The organism is Kineosporia corallincola, assembly GCF_018499875.1.
GTDB lineage: Bacteria > Actinomycetota > Actinomycetes > Actinomycetales > Kineosporiaceae > Kineosporia > Kineosporia corallincola.
On record NZ_JAHBAY010000023.1, the window covers coordinates 77,284 to 92,656 of the forward strand.

The window sequence follows — 15,373 nt, forward strand, 5'->3', positions numbered from 1 at the left end:
ACGGTTCCGCGAGCGTGAGCTGCCTTACGCAGCAACGAATGTCACAGCCGCATCAGCTCAGACTTAAGGCTACGAAAGCCATTCTTCCGACGCTGCACCCGCTCGGCCCTATTGGGGTCTTTTGGGCACTTCGGCCTGCGAACTCGACGCACGTGCGTCAATATATGGAGCAGAGAAGGCAACGGATCACTCTGCGTGGAACACCCGGAAGAATCCTGATACCACCCTTCCGGCTCTTTCACGGCACGCACTCAGGAATGTACGCGCCGTCGGAAGTTGTTCACGTAACGCGTTCTTTGCCCCACACCGAGGGTCACAGAACGGACACGGTCGATCGCAGCCACCGCTCGACCGGCCAGATTCCATCACGAGCAATGACCAGCAACGTATATACGCAACGTGTTCAACCGACTACAGTCCTGCATCGTGACCGAGGGCAACGAAACATCGCTCAGATCACTCGGGGAAAACCCTTGTGAAAGCGGGCACAAGCGTGTGAGGCTGGATGTCGAATCCGGCGAGGGCAAGCAAAACGCAATCGCCGTTGATCGGGACAACCCGGTCACCCCCGGCCACATCCCGTAAACGGGAGCAGGCCACACATCCAAGAGGACAGCGTCTGCCGCTGCGCCTCAAACCGTATACGACCGCCCACCCGGGCGTGAGGAGTGGACGATCCCATGGACTGGCGCCATGAGGCAGCTTGCCTCGAGGAGGACCCGGAGCTGTTCTTCCCGATCGGGAACACCGGCCCTGCGATCCTTCAGATCGAGGAAGCGAAAGCTGTTTGCCGTCGATGCGAGGTCGTCGAGACCTGCCTTCGCTGGGCCATCGACTCCGGCCAGGACGCCGGCGTCTGGGGTGGCCTCTCGGAGGACGAGCGCCGTGCGCTGAAGCGCCGTAACGCTCGGGCCCGTCGCGCCAGCTGACTTTTCGTCAGCGCACCGTAGACCAGGCCGGCGCGGGTACTGCGGTCACTCAAGCACGTTCGGTCGATCCGCCGACACGATCGGCGATCGGCAACCGACACGTCAGCAGTCGAAAGACCGTGGTACCCGCCGCCGCTTCTCGACGGCACCGCGAATCACCAGCACGAATCGCATCTGCCGGATCAAGCCATACAGCTTGCAGCAGAAGCACTTAGGTAAGGCAAAGCAGAGCAACAACCCGCAACATCTCGATCACGGTTTGAAAGTTCCCGCCTGATCTGGGAACTGGAACCGGAATCGAAGTACGAGTACCGGCGACAACGGCGCAAACTGAACGTCACCGTTCAATAACGGGTTTCCCATTATTTGGGAACAAGATTCGGATCCCGTTCTGTACCCCCGGCCCGCCGGTCACTGCGTGTCCCGGAGCATCACCACATGGATGCCCGGGACATCGTGTGTTTGGGGCTGTTTCAGGGCTCCGGCATCTCCTCGGGCGAGACACTGGCCATCGCCTTGCGCAGCACCACCTCGACCACCACGTCGGTGCCGCCTTCGGGGCCCTTCTCCCAGGTGATGCGCCCCCGCATCTCACCGCTGACGAGCGCCTGCACGATCTGGGTACCGAGGCCCGACTGTCCTGCCCGGAACTCCTCGGGAAGCCCGCTGCCGTCGTCCCGGATCGTCGTGCGCAGTTCCGCGCCGTTGCGCTCGGCAATCAGCGTGACCGTCCCACCACGGTCCCGGAAACCGTGCTCGACCGCATTGGTGACCAATTCGGTGAGAACCAGCGCGAGAGGAGTGGCATTCTCGGCCCGGAGTTCGCCGAATCGTCCTTCCCGGCGGATCTTCACCGAGGTGGACGGGGCAGCCAGCTCGACGGCGAGGGAGAGGGTTCGCCCGACCACGTCGTCGAAGTCGACCTTCTCACCGAAGCCCTCGGACAGGGTCTCGTGCACCAGAGCGATGGTGGAGACCCGGCGCATCGCCTCCTGCAAGGCTCCCCGGCCCTCGGGCGACTTGATCCGGCGAGCCTGGAGGCGCAGCAGGGCGGCGACCGTCTGGAGGTTGTTCTTGACCCGGTGGTGCACCTCACGGATGGTGGCGTCCTTGGTCAGGAGCTCCTGTTCGCGCCGGCGCAGTTCGGAGATCTCACGCACCAGCAGGAGGGCTCCGGTGCGCTCGCCGGACGTCTTGAGCGGCACGGCGCGCATCGACAACGTGGCGCCGTGGTTCTCGATGTGGCTGCGCCAGGGGGCACGGCCCATCAGCACCAGGGGCAGCGACTCGTCCACCAGACCGGGCTGGTCGAGCAGGGAGGTGACGATCTCGGAGAGGCTCTGATCGACCACCTCGCCGAAGTGACCGAGCCGGTGCAGGGCGGACACGGCGTTCGGGCTGGCGTAGGTGACCTTGCCGTCCTTGTCCATCCGGATCAGGCCGTCACCCACCCGGGGAGCGCCGCGGCGTGGGCCGCTCGGGGCACCGGGCGCCGGGAACTCACCCTCGCAGATCATCCGGGTCAGCTCGTCCGCGCACTGGAGGTACGTGAGTTCCAGCCGGCTCGGGGTGCGTGCGGCGGAGAGGTTGGTGTGCCGGGCAAGGACGGCGATGGCCCGGCCGGCCCGCAGCACCGGCACGGTCTCCTCGCGGACGGTCACGTCCTCCTGGTAGTCGGTGCCCCGTTCGCGACAGATCCGGAGTTGCTCGAACGCGCGGTCCAACAAGGGACGACGACCAGCGTCCACCGCCATGCCGACGACGTCGTCGTAGTAAACGGTGACGCCGGTACTGGGGCGGCAGTGCGCCACCGCGATCCAGCCGCCGTCGCCCTTGCGCGGAACCCAGAGCACGAGGTCAGCGAAGGACAGGTCGGACAGCAGCTGCCAGTCGCCGGTGAGCAGTTGCAGCCACTCGAGGTCGGCCTGGCCGAGCTCGGTGTGCTTGGCGACCAGGTCTTTCATCGTGGGCATGCGGCCCACTCTAACTATCGGTAGCGCCCGGACCCCGGCGGTGGCGGGTGCGGATTGCAAGTCGCACCGTCGCCGACCTCACATCCACGGGGTTCCGGGCGTTTACCTGTTATGAGGGGTTGGAGCGGTTCGTCACACGATGCTTCGCAGCGAGCGCAGCACCACAGAGAGCGCCGCCACGTCCGCCGACGGCAGCCGCACCACTTCCTCCAGCGTCGCGTGGATCCGGTCCACCCGGTCCGCGTTCACCCGCTCGAACTCGGCGATCCGTTCGGCCGGCTTTCCCGGTCCGGTCTTGGTGAGCACCGTGATGGTCAGCGTCTCCAGGGCCGCGTACAGGTCCGCCCGCAGCGCGGCCCGGGCCTGAAGCTTCCACCGGTCGTTCCGGGGCAGGCCGGAGATCCGCCGCAGCAGGGTCTGCCCGCCGTACCGCTCCGACAGGCTCAGGTAGACCCGGGCCACCTCGGCCGGATCGGCGCCGACCTGGGTCGCTATCTGCGCGATGTCCAGCAGCATGTAGCGGGTCAGCAGACCTGCCGCCTGGCGGGCCAGCGGCTCCGGCACACCACGCCTCTTCCATTCCTCGATCTCCGCAGCCAGCACGGCGTGCTGCTGGGGCGCGACAAGTTCGGGGATCTGCGGGGCGAGCTGGGCGATCACCGGGCCGAACCGGCTCACCTCCTGGGCGATGTCGATCGTTCCGGGCACGGCCTGGATGAACCAGCGCACCGCCCGGTCCAGCAACCTGCGGAAGCTCAGGTACAACGAGGACTGGTCGTGTGTGGAGAGCACCCCGTCCAGGGCCTCCACGGCGGTCACGAAGTTCTCGAACCCGAACACCTCCCGGGCCACGATGTAGGCACGGGCGATCTGCTCGGGTTCGGCACCCGTCTCCTCCTGGCAGCGGAAGGCGAAGGTGATCCCACCCCGGTTGACCATGTCGTTGACCAGGCAGGTGGTCACGATCTGCCGCCGCAGCGGGTGAGCCGCGAGGGAGTCGCCGTAGACCTTGCCGATCTGCGGCGGGAAGTAGCCGGTGAGCACCCGGTCGAGCCAGGGATCGTCGGGCAGCGCCGTGTCCACGATGTCGTCGGTCAGAGTGAGCTTGGCATAGGCCACCAGCACGGAGAACTCCGGCGAGGTCAGTCCCAGTTCGGCCGATTTCCGCTCGGCCAGGGTGGCGTCGTCCGGCAGGTATTCCAGGGCGCGGTCCAGCGCACCGCGGGCCTCGAGCCCCTGGATGAAGCGCTGGTGCACGGGCAGCATTCCGCGGGACTGTCGGCGGGCGTTGCCGAGCAGCACGTTCTGCTCGTAGTTGTCCCGCAGCACCAGCCGGGCCACGTCGTCGGTCATCGAGGCCAGCAACTCGGTGCGCTCGCCCACATCGAGACGGCCCGAGGTCACCAGGCCGTCCAGCAGGATCTTGATGTTCACCTCGTGGTCGGAGCAGTCCACACCGGCCGAGTTGTCGATGGCGTCGGTGTTCACACGCACGCCGCACAGCGCCGCCTCGACCCGGCCGAGCTGGGTGAGGCCGAGGTTGCCGCCCTCCCCCACCACGCGGGCCCGCAGACCGCGACCGTCGATCCGGATACCGTCGTTGGCCTTGTCCCCGACGTCTGCGTTGCTCTCGGTGGAAGCCTTGACGTAGGTGCCGATACCGCCGTTCCAGAGCAGGTCCACCGGAGCGGTGAGGATGGCCTTCATCAGCTCGTTCGGCGTCATCGCGGTCTTCGACGCGGGGATGCCGAGGCGCTGGGCGACCTGAGGCGTGATCGGCACCGACTTGGCGTTGCGCGAATACACCCCGCCTCCGGCGCTGATCAGGGCGCTGTCGTAATCGGCCCAGCTCGAGCGGGCCAGCCGGAACATCCGGGAACGCTCGGTGTAGGAGGTCTCGGGGTCCGGATCGGGATCCAGGAAGATGTGGCGGTGGTCGAAGGCGGCCACCAGTTGCAGGGCCTTCGACAGAAGCATGCCATTGCCGAAGACATCGCCGCTCATGTCGCCGACGCCGACCACGGTGGTCTTCATGGTGGCCACGTCGTGCCCGAGCTCGCGGAAGTGCCGGTCCACGCTCTCCCAGGCACCACGGGCGGTGATGCCCATGACCTTGTGGTCGTAACCGACCGAGCCGCCGGAGGCGAAGGCGTCCCCCAGCCAGAACCCGTACCCGGCAGCCACCTCGTTGGCCAGGTCGGAGAAGGCAGCCGTGCCCTTGTCCGCTGCGACCACCAGATAGCTGTCGTCGGCGTCGTGGCGGAACACGTTGGGCGGCGGAACGATTCGCTGGGTGCCGTTCTCCATCACACGGTTGTCGGTCACGTCGAGCAGCGACCCGATGAAGCTCCGGTAGCAGGCGATGCCCTCGGCCAGCCAGGCGTCGCGGTCGGCAGCCGGGTCGGGCAGTTGCTTGGCCACGAAGCCGCCCTTGGCACCGGTCGGCACGATGACCGCGTTCTTCACCATCTGCGCCTTGACCAGCCCCAGGATCTCGGTGCGGAAGTCCTCACGCCGGTCACTCCAGCGCAGGCCACCTCGGGCGACGGCTCCAAAGCGCAAATGAACGCCCTCCACCCAGGGCGAATACACGAATATCTCGTGGGCGGGACGAGGAGCCGGCAGGTCCGGCACCGCTCGCGGGTCGAGCTTGAAGGCCAGAGCTCGCCGAATCCCGGTGGCCGGCTCGGCGTCCTCCTCCATCAGATAGCGGTTGGTCCGGGTCGTGGCCTGCATCAGGGCCAGGAACGAACGCAGGATCCGGTCCTGGTCCAGGCTCGAGACCTCGTCGAGCGCGGCGGAGATCCTGACGACCAGAGCGTCCGAGGCTGCGGATCGTCCTTCCGTCTCCGAGTCGGAAGCCTCCTGGCCGCCGAACAGACGCGGATCGAAGCGGGTTTCGAAGAGCTCGACCAGCATCACCGCGATGCCAGGGTTCGAAACCAGGCAGTTTCCGATGTAGTCCTGCCCGAAGGCGGAGCCGGTCTGCCGCAGGTACCGGGCGTAACCGCGCAGCACCGAAACCTGACGCCAGTCGAGGCCTGCCGTCAGCACAAGCCGCTCGAAGCCGTCGCTCTCCGCGTCGCCCCACCAGGCGGACTCGAACGCTTCGCAGAACAAACGGTGCAGCCGGTCATGCGAGGCCGGAGCGCCGGTTGCCTGCGGCCGGGCACCACGCAGGCCGAAGTCGTAGATGTAGCCCTTGCGGCCGGAGGCCGAGCTGAACACGTACGGCCGTTCGTCCACGACCTCCACCCCGAGATTGGTGAGGTAGGGCAGCACCGCCGACAGAGACAGCGGCTCCTTGCGGTAGAGCACGAACCGGTGTTCCCCGGCCGCCGCCCCCGCGGGCTCGTAGAGCTTCACCCCGAGCGACCCCGCCCGCCCTTCGGCGGTCTCCATGGAGTTCAGTCGGCACAGGTCCTCGACCGCGGTCTCGGGCTCCACGTCCACGCGGTAGCCCTGACCGATCCCCGAACCCCATTCGCGCACGAGCCTGGCCCCGGCCAGCTCGCCGACCTGCTGGGCAGCAGCCTCGGCGAAGTCGTCGTCCCAGTTGCGGGTCAGCTTGACCAGCTGATCCTCGAGCGCGGGCAGGTCGAGGTCGGGAACAGCCGCTCCGGGCTGCACCCTGACCACGAAGTGCAGCCGGGCGAGCACGGATTCGGTGACACGGGCGGTGTAGTCGGCGGTCGTGGCCCCGATCGCTTCCCTCAGCACCCGCTCGATGGCCAGCCGGACCGAGGTGACGTACCGGTCTCGGGGCAGGAACACCAGGCAGGACACGTAACGGCCGTAGTCCTCGACCCGCAGGAACAATCGTGTCCGGCGACGTTCCTGCAACTGCATCACGGTCATCGCGATCCACGACAGCATCTCCGCGTGAATCGCGAAGAGCTCGTCGCGGGGATACGCCTGGAGGATCTCGAGCAGGTCCTTGCCCGAATGGCTGTCCGGCGAGAACCCGCCCGCGGCCAGCACCGCGTCGGCCTTGCGCCGGATCACCGGAACGTCGCGGACGTCAGCCGTGTAGGCAGTGGAGGCGAACAGCCCCAGGAAGCGTTGCTCCCCGGTCACCCTCCCCTGGTCGTCGAAGGTCTTGACGCCGATGTAGTCCAGGTAGCCGGCCCGGTGCACGGTGGCCCGGGAATTGGCCTTGGTCAGCACCAGCAGCGACTGCTCGCGGGCCTTGATCCGGGCCTGCGGCGTGAGCTGCCGCGCCGACCGGGCCACCTGGTCGTGCCGCAGAACACCGAGACCGGTGCCGGTACGGGCGATCAGATGGTCCTCACCGTCGCGCTCGACCAGGTCGTACTCGCGGTACCCGATGAAGGTGAAGTGGCCTGCGGCGAGCCAGCGCAGCAGCTCGGCACTTTCGTCCGCCTCGGCCCGTGCGGGCCCGGTGGGCGGCTTCTCCAGCAGACCGTCGGCGATCCGGGCGGCCGTGGCGCGCATCTTCGGCCAGTCCTCGACCGCCACCCGCACGTCGTCGAGCACCCGGCGCAGACCGCGTTCCATCGCCAGGATCCGCTCGGGATCGGTCTCGCGGCCGACCTCAACATGGATCCACGACTCCGGCTGCGCGTCCCGCGGCAGTCGCTGACCGGAGGCACCGGCCATGCGCGACGCCGCCAGATGCGGCTCCACCCGCAACACCTCATGCATCACACCGGTCAGATCGCGGCGCACCACGAACTGCGGGTGGATCGTCATCTGGGACTCGCAGCCCAGCCGGGCGAGCTCGGCGTTCACGGAGTCGACCAGGAAAGGCATGTCCTCGACGACGATCTCGATCACCGTGTGACCGCACGACCAGCCGTGACTCTGCTCGGTGGGAGTGAATACCCGCACCAGTGCCGTGCCCTGGGCCCGTACCGCCGCCAGTTCACGATGCGAGAAGGCCGCCCCGGCCAGGTCGACCGCGGTGCGTTCACGCAGGTCGTCCAGAGCCACGTTGCGGTAGTAGCGATGCAGGAACTCGCCTGGGTCCGGTGGTTGCTTACCTGGTGGCTGCTGCGAGACCAACTCCCGTCCAGCCTCTTGGGCGCCTGCGAGCAGCGCCTCTCTGTCCCCTTCCGTCGTCGGCAGCGTCAAAGCTCCACCCGACATCACGCGGCACCCCAGATTGTGAGAGAGAACCCTTGTGCGCGGCGGGCACGCCGCAAGCGTGGCCCCCGAACCGTGACCATACCCTTGCCTCCGACGGCGACCAGCCGACAACGCGGACCGGTCGTCGCCGAACTCTTCTCGATTCGATCGGGCCATCATCTGTATGAGCCGAAAGGGTGTCATCCGTGCGCGTGACCGCTGACATGCAATTCCCCGCTGATCCCGCCAGCGTTTTCGCCATGCTCTCGGACCAGGCCTTCCAGGAGCGGAAGGTGGGAGCGGTCTCCAAAGGACCCTGGGACGTAGCAGTGCGGCAGGAGGGCGACTCGACCGTGATTGTGAGTCACCGCACACTCCCTTCCGACGTCATTCCAGAGTCCTTTCGGGCAATGGTCAGCAATCCGATCACCATCACCCAGACGGAGAAGTGGGCGCCGGCTGCTCCCGACAGCAGTCGCAGGGGCACCGTCGACGTGGAACTCAGCGGGGTCCCGGTGCGGCTCTCGGGCACGCTCGCGCTGATCCCCACGGCGGACGGCGGCTGCACCGAGCAGATCCAGGGCGATCTCAAGGCCAAGATCCCGCTGTTCGGGGCGAAGGTCGAGCGGGCGGCCGAGCCGGCCGTGCGGGCAGCGATCGACGCCGAGGGGCGCATCGGGCTGAAGTGGCTCGCCGAGCGTTCCTGAGTTCCGCCGGCGGGGGGCAGGAAACAGGGCGCGCTCAGCTTCATCGCCAGGCGCGGCAGCGAAACGAGCGAAGGGCGTCCCTGAAACACCGGGGGCGAGACGGCGCCGAGTTCTCACGGCTCGGCGTCGTCCCTGATTTTCTTGTGGTTCGGTCAGCTCAGTCGGTGATCAGGTCATCGAGCTCGCTGATGTCGTACCAGAGCAGATCGCAGGCGCCCGCTTCCTCCAGGAGAAACTGGGCGTCGTCGTCACCGGCGTCGGCTGCGGACAGCGCCGCGATCGCGGTCAGCATGACGTCTTCGGCCTCGGGCTCGTCGACGTGCAGGCTGACCACGTCGGACAGCTGCACCTCGACCTCCAGCGTCACCGACGACCGGTAGGAACCGCCGGGCCGGACCGCCCTGTCGGGTACGTCCAGAGCCAGCACGACCCGCCGGGGAGCGCGCGGGTCCTCGGCGATCATCCTCAGCGACGCCTCGGCCGCCTCACTCAGCGCCGCGAACTCCAGACTCTCGACGTCGTCGTCGGTGTACCACTCACGGATCGCCGCGGTCACGGCGTGCGCCGCGAGCGGAGCCGTGTCGGCCGCGTCCGGATTCAGCACCCCACGCTTCGCCGTCCCCGCCAGGGCGGTCAGCGTGGTCGGGACGTACACCCTCGTCATCGCTCCACTTTCGTCTCACTCGTCCGGCGGTCAGCCGGATCGTCGAGGACTCCCCGACCGGCGGGCACGGCGCTTGGCAGCACCAGCCGTCGCCGGGACGGAGCCATCAGGTTGTTGCCCGATCAGCCGCAGGTCGTCGGGGCCGGAAGCCAGAACCGTAACCGTCGTGCCGGTGTCCTGCGCAAGCTGAGCCCCTCCCAGCAGTCAGGACCAGCAGCCAGGCTCGGGGTCATGTTCCACGGCGACGGCACGGTAGCCGCTGCGCGACACCCGTTCCACGGCCGTGGCGGCTCAGCACAGGTCGAGGCCGAACAGGATCTCCAGCTCGTCGACCGTCTCCTGGTAAGAGGCGAAATGGACTCCCACCATGCCGGTCTGGGCGGCGGCGAGGATGTTCGGCCGCATGTCGTCGACGAACACGCAGGCCTCCGGCGCGAGCCCGAGTAGCTGGGCCGTGTGCAGGTAGATCTTCGGCTCGGGCTTGCGCATGCCGACCCGCCCGGAGATGACGACCTGGTCGAAGGCACCGATCCAGAGGTGCTCGGGGTAGTGCTCGCCCCAGGAGTTGGACAGCAGTGCTGTGCGCAGACCCGCTGCCCGGGCCCGGCGCAGCAGGCCGACCATGTCTTCCGAGAGCGGCTGAAGCCCTTCGAGCATGCGGGCGAGCAGACCGTCGGCAACGATCTGGATGCCGTAGCCCCGGAAACGGGCGGCCAGCACCTGCTCGAACTCGGCCGGGCCGAGCTGCCCGCGTTCGAGGGCGTGGATCGGGGAGTCCGCCTCGCCGATCAACTCCCGCATCACGGCGCCGTAGGCATCGAGTTCGATCCCCTCCAGACCGGCCCAGCGGTTGATCGCCTCGTCCAGCGGGGCGGTGAGCACACCGCCCCAGTCAACGATCAGTCCGCGCAGCTCGGTGGTCATCCTGGCATCGTAGAAGTCTGTGCCCGGCGCTTTCACGCGCTGCGTCCCCGCCAGCGTGAACGCCTCCGGGACGGGAGTGCGGCCCCCGGGTTGAACTCGTCGTTCAGAGCTGCGGCCAGAACCTCGAACGGACGGCAGGCCGGTGACGCGGGGGCATGCTCGGTGAGCGATCTGCCGTGCAGCATGGCGGCATCCAGGGCCGGCCTGTCGTCCGGTACGAGCAGGACGTCGTGCACACCGGCATATCGACGCAACGCATCGGTGATCAGCTGACCGGCGTGCGGCCCGACCGCACCGTCCCGGACCCGCGTCACCATCACCCGGACCGCCCCGGGGCCGGCCCGATCCTTCACCTCGGGCAACGCGGTGATGAGCCGCTGCAATCCGATGGGCTCGGCCGCCCCGACCGCCAGCACGACGTCGGCAGCGGCGATGGCGGACAGGGTGGCGGCGTTGCGGCGGGGAACCGTGGTGTCGAACATCAGCTCCTCGTCGGTCTCCAGACCGAATCCTGCGTCGATCACGGTCCACCGAGCCAGTTGACGAGTCTGTTCCCAGACCACGTCCAGGGCCGAGGCACGCAGCTCCGGCCAGCGCCGGGACTGCGGAAGCCCGGTCAGGACCCGCAGTCCCGGCGCGACCTGCGGCGCCAGCTCGCCCAGCCGGTTCAGGTCGAGAGCCCCTTGATTGGCCGCCCGGGTGGCAGCGGCGATCCCCGCGGACTCGTCGAGCAGGCCGAGGGCCTGGGCAACGCCCGCTCCGTGCGTGTCTGCGTCGACCAGCAACGTCGAGTGGCCGGCCAGTGCCAGCTGGGACGCCAGCGTGATCGCGACAGTGGTACGCCCCGGGGCACCGACCGGTCCCCACACCGTGACCAGCCGGCCGGGTGACCGGGGCGAGGACGCACCGACCGCAGGACCAGGCCCCGGACCCGGCGGTCTCGGCAGGGCCCCCGCAGGATCTCCCATGACCAGCCCGGCCGATGAAGATGCCTGCTGCCCAGCGGCTTCGGCGACAGCCGCCGCGACAGCCAGCGCGATCTCCTCGACCGGCGCATCCGCCGCCAGCACCGGATCGACCCCCAGCCGGGAGAGCCGTTCGGCACCCGACTGATCGCCCGCGGAGGCCAGCCCGATCACGGCCAGACCGGCCATACGCAGCCTGGTCACGGCATCCCGGTCGAGACGTTGCAGTTCGGCGGAGAGAACGACGGCATGGGCCAGCCCGGCCGCCGCCGCGGACAGCAGATCGAGGACGTCGACACAGCGGCGCACCACCGTCACCCCGACCGCGGACCGCTCCAGCCCGGTGACCAACGGCGCTTCACGATCACCGACGACGGCGGTGAGAACGGTGAGGGTCATGAGCGAGCACGCGGAGTGCCGAGCACCGGCAGGACGCTGAGCCGCGACTCGTCGGCCAGAGCCTCCAGGACGTCGGGCAGAGCGTCCTCGGCCACCAGGACCTGGAGCGAGCCGGACCGGGCGGAGTTCAGGCCCGCTCCAGGAGCCGACACCGCGAACACCTCGACGCCGTCGGCAATCTGGCGCGGCGCCTGGAACCCGCCGCGGGACTGGTCACGATGCGGGACGGCGGCCCAGATGTCGGCCCGGCCACCGGCGACCAGCCCACCCGGTGGAGGCCCGTCGAGCGGAATCGTCACCGGCCGGACGCTCAGACTGGCGGCGGATCCGATGGCCGCGACCGGAATCAGTTCCCCCTCACCGACGGTGCGTAGGAGAACAGCGCCGGCCGGCAGCGGACTGGCCGCGTCCAGATACCCGGCATCGGCGCCCTCCACCCTCACCCGAACCACCTTCAGCACCTCGGCGGTCAGTGCGGTGCCGGGCGGCAGAGCCGTGCGAGCGGCGTAGACGGCACGGGTCTGACCGGCCTCGGCCATCAGCCGGGCACCGGCCGCAATCGATCCGAACAGCAGCACCAGCCCGACGATCAGCCGAGGATCACGCCAGCCGGGCCTCCGCAGTCTCGCCGCCGCCACCGGCGCGAGTTCCGACACCGCCATGCTGGCCCCCTGTCTTCCGCTCCCCGTGAATACGCCGGCACCGAGATCATCCACTCACTGAGAGCGACCGCTCGATCACCGCGTGCGGATATCGTGACAGAAACAGGACCAAACGGAAGCAGGATCGGATGATCCTGTGGACAAAGCCGGTTTCCCGCCGACTGTGGATAACTCGCGGAGCCCATCCCGCGTCATGACAGACTGAGCCCCGAACCCGGCCGGTCCCGACGGCCGGTCACGACCGCCGCAGGAGGGCTGCGTGTCCCGCCGATTCCTTGAGCTCGCCGATGTCGCGGACGAGCTCAGCATCTCGGTCCGGCAGGCCTACACCCTGGTGCGCTCCGGCGATCTGCCGGCCATCCAGGTGGGCGGTCGCGGCCAGTGGCGCGTCGAGACGACGGTGCTGGAGGAGTACATCCAGCGCAAGTACGCGGAGACCCGTGAGATGGTGCGCAACCGCCCGGCCACCGAACTCGACTAAGCAGCAACCTTTACCGAACCATCACTGCGGCCATCGCCTGGAACGGCACCGTGCGTACCTGCCGCACCTCCACGGCCCGGCGCGCGACATCCACCGGATGCATCGCCAGGTCCAGATGATCGGCACCCACCCGGTCGATCGTGCCGTCGAGATGACCAGTAGGCCAGAAGTCGATGCCGACGGCCGCCCGGTCGGAGGCCAGGCCGCGTAGCACCGATCCCAATCGCAGGCGCCGCCCCACCGACTTCCCGCCCTCGCGCGAGAGCTGTGAGAGGCCACCGGTCGAGACCACCGCCTCGACCGGGATCAGCAGGTCCGCCGTGCGCCCTGCGGCAGCGGGTGACCGCAACAGGACCCAGTCCCGACCCACGTCGAGAAGCGTTCCGCGGCGGTTGCTTCCGTCACGCAGATCAAACGTGAGGACGACGCCGGGGTGGGCCCGGAGCCGGTCGCTGAAGGTGATCTGGTCGCGTTCGGCACGCACCAGCTCGACCAGATCGAGTTCGGCCTCCGCCCGCTCCTGCTCCTCGAACCGGGCCTCGAGGTCGTCGAAAAGCTGCTTCCAGCGCATCTTCCGAACGCTAGCGCCGCACGACGGACGGCGAGCCGAAAACGGATTTTCCGATCTGACTGGACGTACAGGATGCGGATGGCCGACACTCAAGGGGCATCAAACGTCGTCAAACGACATCGACGATGCTCAAAGGTGTCACACGTAGACCACGGGGGGTCTCCATGTCACTTGCACCTCAGCTCCTGAATATCGGCGCCCGTTCCCGCGGCGCCGCCTTACTGGCCACCGCGTTGCTCCTGGTCGGCGGCCTGGCCGCTCAGCTCAGTCGCCTCACCGTCGGTGCGTGGCACGAATTGCGTTCACCAGGGCCGGCTTCGCCGGACCAGGCATTCGGTCTGATCGCCGGCGGGGCGGCGACCGGTGTGACCGTGTGGCTGCTGATCGCGATGACCGTGAGCGTGATCGCCGCTCTGAGCACCCGAACCCGACTGGCAACACCCGTATCTCGCACCGCACGCCGAATCGCTCCGGCAGCGGTTCGCAACGCGGTTGCGGCACTGCTCGGCGTCGCGTTGATCGCCACGCCGACGGTGGCGCAGGCCGCAACCTTCCGCCCGGCCGACTTCGCCGCAGCGGCCGTGCCGCACCCGGCAACGAATCCCGGGAGAACCTCGCACCAGGCCGCCGCACACGTCGGTACTCCCGACGATAAGCCGGGAAAAGTGCTCGTGCTACGCGACTTCTCACCAGGATGGACGCCGGAACGACCACGCCCGGCCGCAACTGCTGCCGCTGTTGCCGAGAGCCAGGCAGCGATCGGGGTCGCGACCGGCACGCCCCGGCGGGTGACCGCCGATCGTGATCCTGGGCTGCACGTGGTCGTACACCGAGGCGACACGTTGTGGTCGATCACCGCACGTCATCTCGGTCCGAAGGCCACCGATACGGAAATCGCACAGGAATGGCCTCGCTGGTTCAGCGTCAATCGGCACCTGATCGGAGCCGATCCGCACCGGCTGCTGCCAGGCGAGCGCCTGCGCGTGCCGCAAGCGGCAGGTGAGGCCAGAACTCTTGCAGCGCAGAGAAGCTCGTCCGACGCCTTCCGGAAGGGGATCGAGCGATGAGCCCGCCCTCCGCCGGCACCGGTCGGCGTTCACCTCGCAACAGCGTCACCCGGCCCCGACGAAACACACTGCCGGAGTCCTTGCCTCAGCTGCGGCTCATGTCCGTTCCTCGCCACGAGCCCTTTCCCGCCGATCGGGTCTACCGGCCGGATGAGTTGCCCGAGGTTCACCCGGCACAGGGCGTTCTGCCCCTGGCGCTACCACTGACTGGCGTCTTCTCGCTTCCACCGCTCCACGATCAGATCGAAAGTTGCAACAGCGAGAACACTTTCACATCGAAGGGGATATTCGGCGAGGCCACTGACCGCGATCTCGAAGCATCCCCAGGCGCCAGCAAGGTCCCCAAGGACCCGCATCGAGGCGGCCGCGACGGTGAAACCACTGCCTCGGGTGTCCCTCTCGGAACAACCGTGGGTTTCGCCGTACCGAGATACCTGGGACCGGCCCCCACCGAAGGCGAAGACGGCACACGGGAAGGCAAAACCCTCTCCCCACAGCCCGTTCACAACCAGGCGAACAAGGCAGGCAGTGAGTTGTCCACCCACTGCGTCAATACCACATCGACCGAGCGGAGCAGCGGCCCCGAGGCCATGCTCCTGCTCCCCGAGGCCAGGCCCTGGGCAGCGGCTTTCATTCAGGCCGCCATGGAAGTCGCTCAAGGGCTACGCCCACCGACACAGCTGATCCGGTGGACCACCCCGGAGGTCCACGGAAAGCTCGTCCGCCGAGGGGAACTAACGATCCGGGCCCGACGTAACGGCGGCAACCCGGGGTCCAAGCCGCGGCTGCGCACGCTTGTCCTGTGCAGCCCGAAAACCGGGGTTCACGAGGTCAGCGCCGTGGTCGCGGAGCCACCGCGGGTCCGGGCCGTGGCCTTCCGGATGGAAGGGCTGCACGGACGCTGGCGCGTCACGGAACTTGAGATGCAGGGAAGGCTGGAGGA

General features: G+C 68.2%; 12 protein-coding genes. 5 read left to right on the plus strand and 7 right to left on the minus strand.

The features are described 5' to 3' along the window. Nucleotides 1-680 precede the first annotated feature (680 nt). Nucleotides 681-929 (plus strand): WhiB family transcriptional regulator, encoded by a 249-nt coding sequence (locus KIH74_RS34530; RefSeq protein ID WP_052535954.1) that lies wholly within the window; start codon nt 681-683, stop codon nt 927-929. Between the two features lie 473 nt (nt 930-1,402). Here the strand turns inward: KIH74_RS34530 and KIH74_RS34535 are convergent, their stop codons facing one another. Further along, nucleotides 1,403-2,902, minus strand: coding sequence for a sensor histidine kinase (locus KIH74_RS34535; RefSeq protein ID WP_246573762.1), 1,500 nt, complete (start codon nt 2,900-2,902; stop codon nt 1,403-1,405). 132 nt (nt 2,903-3,034) lie between these two features. Then, nucleotides 3,035-8,011 (minus strand): NAD-glutamate dehydrogenase, encoded by a 4,977-nt coding sequence (locus KIH74_RS34540; RefSeq protein WP_372492172.1) that lies wholly within the window; start codon nt 8,009-8,011, stop codon nt 3,035-3,037. A 185-nt stretch (nt 8,012-8,196) separates the two neighbouring features. On the opposite strand from KIH74_RS34540, the gene KIH74_RS34545 reads away from it, so the two are divergent. Further along, nucleotides 8,197-8,697: a DUF2505 domain-containing protein gene (locus tag KIH74_RS34545; protein ID WP_214160654.1), complete on the plus strand. Its 501-nt coding sequence runs from the start codon at nt 8,197-8,199 to the stop codon at nt 8,695-8,697. Between the two features lie 157 nt (nt 8,698-8,854). On the opposite strand, the gene KIH74_RS34550 is transcribed toward KIH74_RS34545, so the two are convergent. The 4 genes from KIH74_RS34550 to KIH74_RS34565 all read right to left on the minus strand — a co-directional run bounded on the left by KIH74_RS34550 (nt 8,855) and on the right by KIH74_RS34565 (nt 12,311). Continuing rightward, nucleotides 8,855-9,361, minus strand: a complete 507-nt coding sequence (locus KIH74_RS34550) for a DUF6912 family protein (protein WP_214160655.1) — start codon at nt 9,359-9,361, stop codon at nt 8,855-8,857. Between the two features lie 291 nt (nt 9,362-9,652). After that, nucleotides 9,653-10,285 carry an HAD family hydrolase gene (locus KIH74_RS34555; protein WP_214160656.1) on the minus strand — a complete coding sequence of 211 codons (633 nt, stop codon included), beginning with the start codon at nt 10,283-10,285 and terminating at the stop codon, nt 9,653-9,655. A gap of 32 nt (nt 10,286-10,317) precedes the next feature. Beyond that, nucleotides 10,318-11,649: a CpaE/TadZ family protein gene (locus KIH74_RS34560; RefSeq protein ID WP_214160657.1), complete on the minus strand. Its 1,332-nt coding sequence runs from the start codon at nt 11,647-11,649 to the stop codon at nt 10,318-10,320. After that, nucleotides 11,646-12,311, minus strand: a complete 666-nt coding sequence (locus KIH74_RS34565) for a CpaB family protein (protein ID WP_214160658.1) — start codon at nt 12,309-12,311, stop codon at nt 11,646-11,648. Before KIH74_RS34565 ends, KIH74_RS34560 begins: the two co-directional genes overlap by 4 nt. A gap of 259 nt (nt 12,312-12,570) precedes the next feature. Between KIH74_RS34565 and KIH74_RS34570 the strand changes: the two genes are divergently transcribed. Then, nucleotides 12,571-12,792 (plus strand): helix-turn-helix domain-containing protein, encoded by a 222-nt coding sequence (locus KIH74_RS34570; RefSeq protein WP_214160659.1) that lies wholly within the window; start codon nt 12,571-12,573, stop codon nt 12,790-12,792. 10 nt (nt 12,793-12,802) lie between these two features. Here the strand turns inward: KIH74_RS34570 and KIH74_RS34575 are convergent, their stop codons facing one another. Continuing rightward, entirely contained in the window at nt 12,803-13,363 is a 561-nt protein-coding gene (locus KIH74_RS34575) for a hypothetical protein (RefSeq protein WP_214160660.1), read from the minus strand. A 164-nt stretch (nt 13,364-13,527) separates the two neighbouring features. On the opposite strand from KIH74_RS34575, the gene KIH74_RS34580 reads away from it, so the two are divergent. After that, a complete protein-coding gene (locus tag KIH74_RS34580) occupies nt 13,528-14,430 on the plus strand; it encodes a LysM peptidoglycan-binding domain-containing protein (RefSeq protein ID WP_214160661.1) in 903 nt (300 codons plus the stop codon). Between the two features lie 98 nt (nt 14,431-14,528). After that, the coding region (locus tag KIH74_RS34585) for an Rv3235 family protein (protein ID WP_214160662.1) at nt 14,529-15,373 on the plus strand (845 nt) is incomplete at its 3' end.